Source organism: Clostridium sp. HBUAS56010, assembly GCF_007115105.1.
GTDB lineage: Bacteria > Bacillota > Clostridia > Lachnospirales > Lachnospiraceae > Lacrimispora.
In genome coordinates this window covers 182614-195519 of sequence record NZ_SULJ01000004.1, presented here as the reverse complement: position 1 = coordinate 195519, position 12906 = coordinate 182614, and the positions used below count along the sequence as shown (strand labels likewise).

At 42.5% G+C, this 12906-nt stretch carries 15 protein-coding genes; 14 read left to right on the top strand and 1 reads right to left on the bottom strand.

All coding sequences use genetic code 11. The features are described 5' to 3' along the window. The first annotated feature begins 9 nt into the window (after window positions 1-9). The 7 genes from dnaJ (at window position 10) to thiI (ending at window position 6983) form a co-directional block, all read left to right on the top strand. Complete coding sequence (dnaJ, locus tag FAY33_RS09005; protein ID WP_143320889.1) at window positions 10-1149, top strand: molecular chaperone DnaJ; 1140 nt, start codon at window positions 10-12, stop codon at window positions 1147-1149. Between the two features lie 40 nt (window positions 1150-1189). Then, window positions 1190-1738, top strand: coding sequence for a glucan-binding protein (locus tag FAY33_RS09000; RefSeq protein WP_143320888.1), 549 nt, complete (start codon window positions 1190-1192; stop codon window positions 1736-1738). A 402-nt stretch (window positions 1739-2140) separates the two neighbouring features. Beyond that, window positions 2141-2884: a TSUP family transporter gene (locus FAY33_RS08995; RefSeq protein ID WP_143320887.1), complete on the top strand. Its 744-nt coding sequence runs from the start codon at window positions 2141-2143 to the stop codon at window positions 2882-2884. A 10-nt stretch (window positions 2885-2894) separates the two neighbouring features. Continuing rightward, on the top strand, window positions 2895-3857 hold the full coding sequence (prmA, locus tag FAY33_RS08990; protein WP_143320886.1) for a 50S ribosomal protein L11 methyltransferase: 963 nt from the start codon (window positions 2895-2897) through the stop codon (window positions 3855-3857). Between the two features lie 13 nt (window positions 3858-3870). Beyond that, a complete protein-coding gene (locus FAY33_RS08985) occupies window positions 3871-4608 on the top strand; it encodes a 16S rRNA (uracil(1498)-N(3))-methyltransferase (protein ID WP_143320885.1) in 738 nt (245 codons plus the stop codon). Between the two features lie 14 nt (window positions 4609-4622). After that, window positions 4623-5777: a cysteine desulfurase family protein gene (locus FAY33_RS08980; RefSeq protein WP_143320884.1), complete on the top strand. Its 1155-nt coding sequence runs from the start codon at window positions 4623-4625 to the stop codon at window positions 5775-5777. Window positions 5778-5804: 27 nt separating this feature from the next. Further along, a complete protein-coding gene (gene thiI, locus FAY33_RS08975) occupies window positions 5805-6983 on the top strand; it encodes a tRNA uracil 4-sulfurtransferase ThiI (protein WP_143320883.1) in 1179 nt (392 codons plus the stop codon). Window positions 6984-7047: 64 nt separating this feature from the next. Here the strand turns inward: thiI and FAY33_RS08970 are convergent, their stop codons facing one another. Next, window positions 7048-7281 (bottom strand): HPr family phosphocarrier protein, encoded by a 234-nt coding sequence (locus FAY33_RS08970; protein ID WP_143320882.1) that lies wholly within the window; start codon window positions 7279-7281, stop codon window positions 7048-7050. A gap of 148 nt (window positions 7282-7429) precedes the next feature. Here FAY33_RS08970 and mtaB point away from each other — a divergent pair, with 148 nt between their 5' ends. From mtaB to FAY33_RS08935, 7 genes are all read left to right on the top strand, one after another. Further along, window positions 7430-8761 (top strand): tRNA (N(6)-L-threonylcarbamoyladenosine(37)-C(2))-methylthiotransferase MtaB, encoded by a 1332-nt coding sequence (gene mtaB / locus FAY33_RS08965; RefSeq protein ID WP_143320881.1) that lies wholly within the window; start codon window positions 7430-7432, stop codon window positions 8759-8761. Window positions 8762-8828: 67 nt separating this feature from the next. Beyond that, window positions 8829-9089, top strand: coding sequence for an IreB family regulatory phosphoprotein (locus FAY33_RS08960; protein ID WP_143320880.1), 261 nt, complete (start codon window positions 8829-8831; stop codon window positions 9087-9089). Window positions 9090-9217: 128 nt separating this feature from the next. Next, window positions 9218-9652, top strand: coding sequence for a Holliday junction resolvase RuvX (ruvX, locus tag FAY33_RS08955; protein WP_143320879.1), 435 nt, complete (start codon window positions 9218-9220; stop codon window positions 9650-9652). Beyond that, a complete protein-coding gene (locus FAY33_RS08950) occupies window positions 9649-9927 on the top strand; it encodes a DUF1292 domain-containing protein (protein WP_143320878.1) in 279 nt (92 codons plus the stop codon). The genes ruvX and FAY33_RS08950 overlap by 4 nt, the downstream gene beginning before the upstream one ends. A 210-nt stretch (window positions 9928-10137) precedes the next feature. After that, window positions 10138-11805 carry a ribonuclease J gene (locus FAY33_RS08945; protein ID WP_143320877.1) on the top strand — a complete coding sequence of 556 codons (1668 nt, stop codon included), beginning with the start codon at window positions 10138-10140 and terminating at the stop codon, window positions 11803-11805. A gap of 49 nt (window positions 11806-11854) precedes the next feature. After that, window positions 11855-12250 (top strand): endolytic transglycosylase MltG, encoded by a 396-nt coding sequence (locus FAY33_RS08940; RefSeq protein WP_143320876.1) that lies wholly within the window; start codon window positions 11855-11857, stop codon window positions 12248-12250. Next, the gene (locus FAY33_RS08935) at window positions 12247-12888 is read left to right on the top strand and encodes an O-methyltransferase (protein WP_143320875.1); all 642 of its coding nucleotides are present in this window, start codon (window positions 12247-12249) and stop codon (window positions 12886-12888) included. Before FAY33_RS08940 ends, FAY33_RS08935 begins: the two co-directional genes overlap by 4 nt. Window positions 12889-12906: the final 18 nt, after the last annotated feature.

Sequence of the window (12906 nt, the reverse complement as noted above, 5' to 3'; positions counted from 1 at the left end):
AGACCTAAGATGGCAGAGAGTAAAAAAGATTATTATGAGATCCTGGGCGTTCCAAAAGATGCAGATGATGCAGCAATAAAAAAGGCTTACAGGGCATTAGCGAAGAAGTACCATCCGGATACGAATTCTGGTGACGCTGCGGCTGCAGAGAAGTTTAAACAGGCTTCTGAGGCTTACAGCGTATTAAGTGACCCCGATAAGAGACGTCAGTATGACCAGTTCGGATCAGCCGCTTTTGACGGAAGTGCCGGAGCCGGCGGATTCGGCGGATTTGACTTTGGCGGAGCGGATATGGGAGATATTTTCGGAGACATCTTCGGGGATATTTTCGGCGGCGGACGAACAAGAGGCGGCGCTAATTACAATGGACCATCAAGAGGTGCAAATGTCAGAACCAGTATGCGTATTACCTTTGAAGAGGCGATCTTTGGCTGTGAAAAAGAGACGGAGATCAATTACAAAGAAGAATGTGCTTCATGTCACGGAAGCGGTGCCAAAGCAGGAACTTCACCGGTTACATGTCCAAAATGTAATGGAAAAGGGAAAATCATGTACACCCAGCAGTCTTTCTTTGGTCAGGTGCAGAATGTTCAGACCTGCCCGGATTGCGATGGAACCGGTAAGGTGATTAAAGATAAATGCCCAGATTGTTATGGAACAGGATATAAGACAAAGAGAAAGAAGATTAAAGTAAATTTCCCGGCTGGAATTGATAACGGTCAGGCGGTACGTCTGGCAGGTGTGGGAGAACCAGGAACCAATGGCGGAGAAAGAGGAGATCTTTTGGTGGAAGTAGTCGTTTCCAACCATCCGATTTTCAAGCGTCAGGACACCAGCATCTTTTCTACCGTTCCAGTTTCATTTGCTGATGCCGCACTTGGCGGAACGATCCGCATCAAGACAGTAGATGGTGAAGTGGAATATGAAGTGAAGTCAGGAACTCAGACAGATACTAAAGTGCGCTTAAAAGGCAAAGGGGTTCCGTCTTTAAGAAATCGTGCTGTCCGTGGAGATCATTATGTGACACTGGTTGTTCAGGTGCCCGAACGTATGACAGAAGCCCAGAAAGAGGCTCTTCGTAAGTTTGATGATGCAATGAAGGGGATTACAGACGGAGAGAAGCCGAAAAAGAAGGGCATCTTTAAGTAAAGGTTCTCAGTAGTTATGTTAAGGAGAAGGAAGGGAAAGAATGAGAAAAGTTCAAAGAAAGCTGTTTTTTGTTGCAGTTTTACTGGTTCTGACGATGTTATTTCCTATGAGTATTATGGCTGATGAAAGCCAGGAAGTCCGTAGATTTCCTGGTTTTCATGGTTCGGGTACAACATTTAGAGAAGATCCCTTTTTCGATTGTCTGGATGAGGATGAAGAGGAAGACGATGATGGACCGGGCGGTTACAGCTATGAAAGAGGATGGCGTTACAGTCCCGGGGGCTGGTGGTTTCAGTATAGGGATGGGACCTGGCCTTCGAATGGCTGGAGACAGATTGACAGCCGCTGGTATCGGTTTAATGCCGGCGGTCATATGCTGACTGGCTGGTATACCGATGAGAACGGGTACCGTTATTACTTAAATCCCGTGGATGATGGAACGTTAGGTTCCATGAGAATTGGCTGGCAGATCGTTGACGGCAAAGCCTATTATTTTAATACCATGTCCGATGGGTTCCAGGGAAGACTTCTGGTCAATACCGTAACTCCTGACGGATATCAGGTAGGTGCCGATGGGGCATTAAAGTAAAAAAAGAGACATACCCGACAGTTCATATAATTGTTCGTCAGGTATGCCTCTTTTTTATTACAATTTTTTATTGCTTGAGATTGTAATTTTGTGAAAATAGATCCTGTTTCAATCCAGAAACTCAGGCGGGTGTGATGGGGTGTAATGCATCAAGGAATTTCGTTTACTTGATATGTTTTTTTGCCCTTGTATCCGGATCGAAACAGAAGCCTTTTTCATCCGTTCAACTAGTTAATGCACAAGCTGGTATTTTTATTGCATATTTTATTAAAAATTTTAAATTTTTTTAAAAAAGAGGGGAAAACACGTAAAACCTCTATGATTATATACGCTTGCAACCAATTTCATTGTATGTTATGATATCATGTGGTTTAGTTTAGACAAAAGAAAGGAACCCCTTTTATGTACCAGTATTTAATCGTATGTCCATTGGTTTTTCTTGCAGGGGTGATTGATTCCATTGCAGGGGGAGGGGGACTGATATCCCTGCCCGCATATATGGCAGCAGGAATTCCGCCTCATCTTGCCCTTGGAACCAATAAGATGAGTTCAGCTATGGGAACCGTTGTTTCCACAGCAAGGTTTGCCAGGAATAAGTATATTGATGGGAAGCTGTCTTTACTCGCTGCACTTTTTGCAATACTGGGTTCTGTTCTTGGTGCCCATTTGTCACTGCTTGCCAGTGAAGGGATATTAAAAGGAATGATGATCGTAGTTCTTCCTATTGTGGGTTTTTATGTTTTTAAAAATAAAGACCTGGATAAGAAAAGAGAACGGGACATTTCCTATAAGAGAAAACTCATCATTGCCATGGCATCTGCTTTTACCGTAGGTTGTTACGATGGATTTTACGGTCCTGGAACAGGGACGTTTTTACTGCTTTTACTGACCGGACTGGCCGGTATGGATGTAAGAAGTGCTTCCGGCACAACGAAAGTAATTAATTTATCTTCCAATGTTGCGGCATTGGTAACATTTTTAATAAATGGAAAGGTTCTGATTCCTCTTGGCATTGCCTCGGGTATATTCAGCATTGCAGGTCATTATGTGGGATCAGGTCTTGTTGTAAAGAACGGGTTAAAGATTGTGCGCCCAGTGATATTTATTGTGCTCATCTGCCTGTTTGTGAAAATTATAAAAGGATAGGGGAATTGCAATGAAGTGGAAGAAATTTACACTGACCACCACCACACAGGCTGTGGATTTAGTGAGCAGCATGTTTGACGAAATCGGAATAGAAGGAATTGAAATTGAAGACAATACGCCTCTGACGGAAGCAGAGACAAAAGGCATGTTTATTGATATTTTACCAGAACTTCCCCCTGATGAAGGAATTGCAAAGGTGAGTTTTTATCTTGATCCGGATTCCGATGTGGACATTGACGGAATGTTAAAAAAGGTAGACGAAGGTCTGAAAGAACTGTCCATGTTCACTGATTTAGGGGCGTGTACCATAGAGACCAGTGAGACAGAGGATAAAGACTGGATCAATAACTGGAAACAGTATTTTAAGCCATTTACGGTTGATGACATTCTCATTAAACCAACCTGGGAAGAGATACCAGAAGAACATAAGGACAAGCTTTTAATTGAGATAGATCCAGGCACTGCATTTGGAACCGGTCAGCATGAGACCACCCAGCTTTGCATCCGCCAGCTTAAAAAGTATGTGACGCCAGACACCAGAATTCTTGATGTGGGGACAGGAAGCGGTATTTTAGGAATTACCGCCTTAAAGCTGGGAGCAAAGGAGGTCTTCGGCACAGATCTTGATGAGAATGCTATTGTTGCAGTAAAAGAGAACATGGAAGCAAACGGGATTGCTCCGGATAAATTCAAAGTTTTAAAAGGAAATATCATTGACGATCCAGAAGTGAAAAAAGAAGTGGGGCTGGAGGCTTACGATGTAGTGGTTGCCAATATTTTGGCAGATATTATCATTCTTCTCCAAAAGGAGATTCCAGTTCATATGAAAAAAGGTGCCATATTTATTACTTCCGGAATCATTAATATGAAAGAGGAAGCAGTAAAACAGGCATTTGCAGAGAATCAGGCTTTTGAACTGATTGAGATCACCTATCAGGGCGAATGGGTTTCCGTAACGGTCAGAAAGAAGTAGAAAGAGGAATAAGATGTATCACTTTTTTGTGAAACAGGACCAGGTGGGACCAGAGACCATTGTTATTACAGGTCCGGATGTGAACCATATAAAGAATGTACTGCGCATGGGTGCAGGCGAAGAAGTTCTATTGAGCAATGGGATTGATAAGGATTATCTGTGCCGGATTCTTTCTGTGACCAAAACGGAAGTGACGGCACAGATTTTGTCCGTGGAAGAAGGGGGAAGGGAACTTCCGGCAAGGGTTTATCTCTTTCAGGGTCTTCCAAAAAGTGACAAGATGGAGTTTATTATTCAGAAATGCGTGGAGCTTGGGGTCTATCAGGTCATTCCGGTAGAGACAAGAAGGACCATTGTAAAACTGGATAAGAAAAAACAGGAATCCAAACTGCGCCGCTGGAACGCTGTTTCTGAAAGTGCAGCAAAACAGTCTGGCCGGCTCCTTGTTCCTAAGGTACTTCCTGTTATGACCCTTTCGGAAGCGTTTGCTTTTTCCAGAGAATTTGACATGAATGTGATTCCCTTTGAACATGCGGAGGGGATGGCTTTTACAAGACAGATGTTTTCTTCTGTGAAGACGGGAATGAGTGTTGGCGTGTTCATCGGACCGGAGGGCGGATTTGAAGACGCAGAGATTGAACTTGCACAAAAGTCCGGCATCAGTCCCATTTCCCTGGGTAAACGGATTTTACGGACAGAAACAGCAGGACTCTGTGTTCTTTCCATGCTGTCATTGTTACTGGAACCATAGGAGTGAGAGAAAGAATGGAAGTATATTTTGATAACTCGGCGACAACCAGAGTGCTGGAGCCGGTAAAAGATGTGGTAATCAAAGCTATGACAGAGGATTATGGCAATCCTTCTGCAAAGCATAAAAAAGGAATGGAAGCAGAGACTTATATTAAAGAAGCTGCAGAAATCATTGCGGATACTTTAAAGGTTACTGCCAAAGAGATTGTGTTCACCTCAGGCGGTTCTGAGTCCAATAATATGGCATTAATTGAGACTGCCATGGCAAACAGGCGGGCAGGGAATCATATTATCAGCACAGGGATTGAGCATCCATCGGTGTATAATCCGCTGGCATATCTGGAAGAACAGGGATTTTCTGTTACCTATCTTTCTGTGGATGCAAAGGGACACATTTCTTTAGAGGAACTGGAAGAGGCAATTCGTCCGGAGACAATCCTGGTTTCCGTCATGTATGTGAACAATGAAATCGGCGCAGTGGAGCCGGTGGAGGCAATTTCAAAGATAATAAAAAAGAAAAATCCGGCAATTCTTTTTCATGTAGATGCCATTCAGGCTTACGGTAAGCTTCTGATCCGTCCCAAAAGACAGGGGATTGATCTGTTATCGGTCAGCGCTCATAAAATTCATGGACCCAAAGGTGTGGGATTCCTCTACATTGACCAGAGGGTAAAAATAAAACCTCTGATCTATGGGGGCGGTCAGCAAAGAGGACTGCGTTCGGGAACGGAGAATGTGCCCGGAATTGCAGGTCTTGGAGTGGCAGCAGGAATGATGTATACCAATCACAAGGAAAAGATACAGGCATTGACTGATTTAAAAGATTATATGATTGACCGGTTAAGTGAATTAGAGGGCGTAACTGTTAACAGTTATAAAGGAGAGGGTTCTGCCCCTCAGATCGTCAGCGCCGGTTTTTCGGGAACCCGGAGCGAAGTGCTTTTGCACGCATTAGAAGACAAGGGAGTCTTTGTCTCCTCAGGATCGGCCTGTTCTTCCAATCATCCGGCGGTCAGCGGCACTTTAAAGGGAATCGGGGTAAAAAAAGAGCTTTTAGATTCAACCCTCCGGTTCAGTTTTGGAATCTTTAATACAAGAGAAGAAGTGGATTACTGTATAGACAGGTTAAAGGAACTCCTTCCTGTTCTCCGGCGTTATCAGAGGGGATAAGAAGCAGTTTAAGAGAAAGGACAGCAGATGCAATATAAATCATTTTTAATTAAATACGCTGAGATCGGCGTAAAGGGGAAAAACCGTTATTTATTTGAAGACGCCCTTGTAACCCAGATTCGTCATTCTTTAAAGAGAGTGGATGGAGATTTTGAGGTTACCAAAGAATCAGGGAGAATCTATGCCACAGCAGAATCAGAGTACGATTTTGATGAGGTGGTAGCTGCTTTAAAACGAATTTTTGGAATTGCTGCTATCTGTCCTATGGTTCAGGTAGAGGATACTGGATATGAAGATTTGAAAAAACAGGTATTATCTTATGTGGAAGAATTTTATGAAGATAAGAATTTTACCTTTAAGGTCCATACAAGAAGAGGGAACAAACAATATCCGGTAAATTCTGAGCAGATTAACCGGGATCTTGGAGAGATTATTCTTCATACATTCCCTGAGACAAAAGTAGATGTTCATCAGCCGGAGGTCATGCTTCATGTGGAAGTGCGAAACCGAATCAACATCTATTCCCATGTGATTCCAGGTCCTGGCGGTATGCCGGTTGGAACCAATGGAAAAGCCATGCTTCTCTTATCTGGAGGAATTGACAGTCCGGTAGCAGGTTATATGATTGCAAAACGAGGCGTGAAGATTGATGCCGTATACTTTCATGCGCCGCCTTATACCAGCGACCGTGCAAAGCAGAAGGTTGTGGATCTTGCGAAACTGGTTTCCAGATATTCCGGTCCAATCCGTCTTCATATTGTGAACTTTACGGATATTCAGCTCTATATCTATGACAAATGCCCTCATGAGGAGCTTACCATTATTATGAGACGTTATATGATGCAGATTGCAGAACGGCTGGCAGAAGAAAGCGGTGCTTCGGCTCTGATTACCGGAGAGAGCATTGGGCAGGTGGCTTCCCAGACCATGCAGTCTCTGGCAGCAACCGATGCAGCAGCAACGATTCCTGTATTTCGTCCGGTTATTGGATTTGACAAGCAGGAGATTGTGGATGTGGCAGAAAAGATCGGCACTTATGAAACCTCTGTTCTTCCCTTTGAAGACTGCTGTACCATATTTGTGGCAAAGCATCCGGTAACGAAACCTAATTTAAAGATGATTGAGCGTTCCGAAGAAAAACTGGCGGAGAAGATCGAAGAACTGGTGGAAACAGCCATCAGCACCGTAGAAAAAGTCTGGTGTTAAAGAAATGAAATAAAAAGGGGACCGGCATCAAAGGCCGGGCCCCATTTTAAAATCTGATTCTTCATTAATCGACAATATAGGGAGATAAAATCTTAACGATTTCATCAACTTCATTCTCGGAATGAATGTTTAAATCAATTGGTTTGGAAAGATCCAGGCTGAAAATGCCCATAATTGACTTTGCGTCGATTACATATCTGCCGGAAACAAGATCAAAATCAGTATCAAACTTTGTCAGATCATTTACAAAAGATTTTACTTTGTCAATGGAATTTAAAGAAATACGAACTGTTTTCATATAAAAACCCTCCTTTAATGGACTCTTTTTTATTGAGAGAATGACCCTCATTTCCCTTTCATACTACTGGCATATTATGTAAAAGTCAATGGTAATTTTATATGAAAAAAATCAGAATAGAACGATAATTTAGATAGGAGAAAATAAAATGAGAAAGGCAGCCCTGCACAACCTTGGATGCAAGGTGAATTCATACGAAACAGAGGCGATGCAGCAGCTTCTGGAAAACGCAGGATATGAGATTGTCCCCTTTGCGCAGGAGGCGGATGTTTATATCATTAATACATGTTCGGTCACCAATATTGCGGACCGCAAATCCAGACAGATGCTTCACCGGGCAAAGAACTTAAACCCCAAAGCAGTGGTGGTAGCAGCCGGCTGCTATGTCCAGGCAGCAGGTGAAGAACTGAAAAAAGATGAGGCAGTGGACCTTGTGATCGGAAATAATAAAAAGACAGAGCTGGTTTCCATTCTGGAAGATTATTTTTCCGGCAGAGAGGAAGAACCGGAAGACACCATCATTGATATCCGGGGGACCAGAGAATATGAAAGTCTGTCAATTGACAAAATTGCAGATCATACAAGAGCCTTTATTAAAGTCCAGGACGGCTGCAACCAGTTTTGCAGCTACTGCATCATTCCCTATACAAGAGGACAGGTCCGCAGCCGCAGACCGGAAGAAGTGGCAGAGGAGATTACCCGTCTGACTGAATCAGGATACCAGGAGATCGTGCTTACGGGAATCCATTTAAGTTCTTATGGAAAAGATTTTAAGGAAGAAGAGCGGATCACTCTTTTGGATCTGATTGTCCGCATTCATAAGATCGAAGGATTAAAAAGAATTCGTTTCGGTTCTCTGGAACCGAGGATTGTAACCGAAGAATTCGTTGATGTCTTATCAAAACTGGATAAGATATGCCCTCATTTTCATTTATCCCTGCAAAGCGGCTGTGACAATACGTTAAAGCGAATGAATCGCCACTATACTGCAAAAGAATATTATGACTGCTGCGGCATTTTAAGAAAAGCGTTTTGCAATCCGGCAATTACCACAGACGTAATTGTAGGTTTTCCTGGAGAGACCAGAGAAGAATTTGAAGTTACCAGACAATATCTGGAAAAGGTGCGTTTTTATGAAATGCATGTGTTCAAATACTCTAAAAGAAACGGAACCAGAGCAGCCGAAATGCCGGATCAGGTGCCGGAATCAGAAAAAACCGCAAGAAGTAATGAATTATTAAAGCTGGAAAAGGAAATGTCCATAGAATACCGCAGATCCTTTGTGGGAAGCAAGGCAGAAGTTCTTATGGAAGAAACCTTTGAGCTTAATGGAAAGACTTATATGATCGGTCATACCAGAGAATATGTAAAAGCAGTGGTTCCTTATAAAGAGGGCTTAAAAGGGAAAATCGTAACAGGAATTCTTGGCGAAATGCTCAATGAAGAAGTAATATTTTTAAACATAGATGGACAAAATTAATTTTTGTCTTGCCGAAATTGAGATTATGGTTTAGAATATAATAGAACAGTTAAAGGACGTGAGGAACATGGGCGATATTCATAACACACAATTTTTCAAAGCAGTGCAGGAAAATAAAATGGACGTAAGTCAGGTTCTGGAGCAGGTTTATATTGCCCTTACAGAGAAGGGATATAATCCGATTAACCAGATCGTGGGATATATTATGTCAGGAGATCCAACTTATATAACCAGTCATAAGAATGCCAGAAGTCTGATCATGAAAGTGGAGCGGGACGAGATTCTGGAAGAGTTGATGAGTGTTTATATTAATACGATGTTAAAGTAACGACGTGGATAATCTTTAAGTCTAGCTGTCAGATGAAGTGAAAAGGCGGATTCTGGCAGTTTGTTTTTATACAGTTGGCTGCGCACCAGCTTTGTTTTGTTGCATAAATTTGACGTGGAGAAAAAAATATGAGAATCATGGGATTAGATTACGGTTCTAAAACTGTAGGAGTTGCAGTCTCCGATTTACTGGGTATAACTGCCCAGGGTGTGGAGACAATTACGAGGGAAGACGAGAATAAACTGAGAAAAACCTGTGCCCGGATTGAAGAATTGATTCGGGAATATGAGATTGAAACCATCGTTTTGGGATATCCTAAGAATATGAATAATACCATAGGTGACCGGGCTGAGAAAACAGAACAGTTTAAAGAAATGCTTGCCAGGCGGACGGGTCTTCCAATAATCCTTTGGGATGAAAGACTGACTACCGTTGCATCGGAACGGATCTTAATGGAAAGCGGAGTAAGAAGAGAACATAGAAAAGCCGTCATTGATAAAGTGGCAGCAGGACTGATTCTGCAAGGTTATTTAGATAGCCTGGCAACGGGAGATAAGGCATGAGCGAAGAAAAGAAGATTACCCTGACAACAGAAGAAGGGGATTATGTGGATTTTTATGTTCTGGAAGAGACCAGAATAAGCGGTATGAATTATCTGTTGGTGACCGATGCGGCAGATGATGATGATGAAGGTGAATGTTACGTCTTAAAAGATTTATCAAAGCAGGAAGAATCCGAAGCTTTGTATGAATTCGTAGAAGATGATAACGAGATAGATTATTTATTTAAGATATTTTCCGAACTGCTCGACGGAGCTGATGTAGATATTGAAAAGTGACAGGGAGTAAGGAAGAAACGTTAATAAACCGGCATTTTATGCTGGTGCTGAAACTCATGGCAGATGCCAGAAGGCAGCGGACTGCAAAAAAGAGATCTTTGATCTGACTGGACAGTCGTTGTTTTATGGGAACTTTTATGAATATTGCTTAGATGCCGCAGGGCAGGCAAAACCAGACAGAGCGGAAAATAATAAAATGGAGGTAAAAGATTGAAAAAACAAGACATCAATGCGAAAGTAAAAATCATTCCCTTAGGCGGAATGGAGCAGATTGGTATGAATATCACTGCTTTTGAATGTGAAGACAGCATCATCGTTGTGGACTGCGGACTGGCATTCCCAACCGATGACATGCTTGGAATTGATTTGGTAATCCCAGACGTTTCCTACTTAAAACAGAATATTGAAAAGGTAAAGGGATTTGTAATTACTCATGGTCATGAGGATCATATTGGAGCCCTTCCTTACATTTTAAGGGATATCAATGTGCCGGTTTATGGGACAAAGCTGACCATCGGCCTCATTGAGAACAAGTTAAAGGAACATAATCTTTTAAAGAACACAAAGAGAAAAGTAATCAAACACGGGCAGTCCATTAACCTTGGCTGCTTCCGGATTGAATTTATTAAGACGAACCACAGCATTGCAGATGCTTCTGCCCTTGCCATTTTCTCACCGGCAGGCGTTATTCTTCATACCGGAGACTTTAAGATTGATTATACTCCTGTATTTGGAGAGATTGCAGATTTAGAGCGTTTTGCAGAACTTGGAAAGAAAGGTGTTCTTGCACTCTTATGTGACAGTACCAATGCCATAAGACCAGGGTTTACTCCTTCGGAGAAGACCGTAGGCAAGACATTTGACAATATATTTGCAGACCATAAGACCAACCGTATTATCGTAGCGACTTTCGCATCCAACGTTGACCGTGTGCAGCAGGTTATCAACTCTGCGGCAAAGTACGGACGTAAGGTGGTAGTAGAAGGACGGAGTATGGTTAACGTCATTGGAACAGCCAGCGAACTTGGATACATCAATATTCCGGAGGGAACCTTAATTGATATTGACCACTTAAAAAATTATCCGGAAGAGCAGACTGTCTTAATTACCACAGGAAGCCAGGGAGAATCCATGGCAGCTCTGTCCCGTATGGCAGGCAGCACCCATAAAAAAGTATCCATTAAGCCAAACGATGTAATCATTTTAAGCTCTAATCCGATTCCAGGCAATGAAAAGGCAGTTTCAAAAGTTGTCAATGAGCTTTCCGTGAAGGGTGCAGAAGTAATCTGCGAGGATACTCATGTATCCGGACATGCCTGTCAGGAAGAGATCAAGCTGATGTATGCGCTGGTTCGCCCCAAGTATTCCATACCGGTTCATGGAGAATACAGACATTTAATGGCACAGAAGAAGCTGGTTCAGGCTATGGGAATGCCAAAAGAAAATGTAATTATCATGTCTTCTGGTGATGTTGTGGAATTAGGTCAGGAATCATGTAAGATTGTGGATCATGTTCAGTCAGGAGCCATTTTAGTGGATGGACTTGGCGTTGGAGATGTGGGAAATATTGTATTGAGAGACAGACAGAACCTTGCACAGAACGGTATTATTGTAGTGGTTCTTACATTGGAGAAGTATTCCAACCAGCTTTTAGCAGGACCGGATATTGTATCCAGAGGCTTTGTCTATGTGAGAGAATCGGAAGATTTAATGGAAGAGGCAAGAGGAATTGTCAATGATGCAGTACAGGATTGTCTGGACCGTCATATTAATGACTGGGGTAAGATCAAGAATATTATCAGAGACAGCTTAAGCGATTTCCTCTGGAAGAGAATGAAGCGTAATCCTATGATACTTCCGATTATCATGGAAGTATAGGAATAAGCGAAGAATAACCGTGCCTTTAACATGAAAGGAATGGAATTTTATGAGCCGGATGACAAAAGAAATCAATAAAATAACCGGAGCGATTATTGCCATATCCATAAGGCTTATCGTCCTTGCTTTTCTGGTCCTCTTTCTGTTTGAAGGAGTGACCAGAGGGTATGAGTTCGGCTACGAGATCTTCCATGCAGCAGCCATGGAAGCAGAACCCGGACAGGATAAGGATATAACCATAGAACCGGGTGCTGCTGTTAGCAGCGTAGCGAAGCGGTTGAAGGAAAAAGGTCTGATTGCCAATGAATATTCCTTTATGATACAGGCGAAGTTTTTTGATTATAAAACCAATCCAGGAAGCTACACCTTTAATACTTCCATGACCTCCAGGGATATCCTTCAGATGATGAATGAGAATACAGAGGAAAAGGAAGGCAAAGAATGATAGGAAATCAACGGATTACTGATTATATAAGGTCCTTAGAACCGGATGAAAGTCCCCTTATTTATCAGATTGGAAAGAAAGCGAGACAGGAGGGGGTTCCGGTGATCCGGGAAGAGACTGCTGCATTTTTAAAGACCATGACAGCAGCCATGAATCCTGATGCCATCTTAGAAGTTGGAACAGCAGTTGGATATTCCACTTTACTGATGGCTCAGGTCATGCCCTCTGACTGTCATATTACAACTATAGAAAAGTATGAAAAAAGGATACCGGTGGCAAGGGCAAACTTTGAAAAGGCAGGGGAGACGAACCGTATTACCTTATTAGAGGGGGATGCGAAAGAAGCATTAGAGGGGCTTTGCGGCCCCTTTGACCTTGTCTTTATGGATGCCGCCAAAGGGCAGTATCTGACCTGGCTTCCTGCAGTTTTAAAACTGATGAGAAGCGGAGCAATGCTTATATCCGATAATGTGCTTCAGGATGGTGATATTGTTGAGTCCCGTTTTGCGGTAGAACGGAGAAACCGTACCATTCACAGCCGGATGCGGGAATATTTGTATGAATTAAAACATTCCCCGCTTTTAATTACCACCATTATTCCGATTGGTGATGGAATCACGGTCAGTATCAAGAAGTAAAGCAGCACAACTACAAGA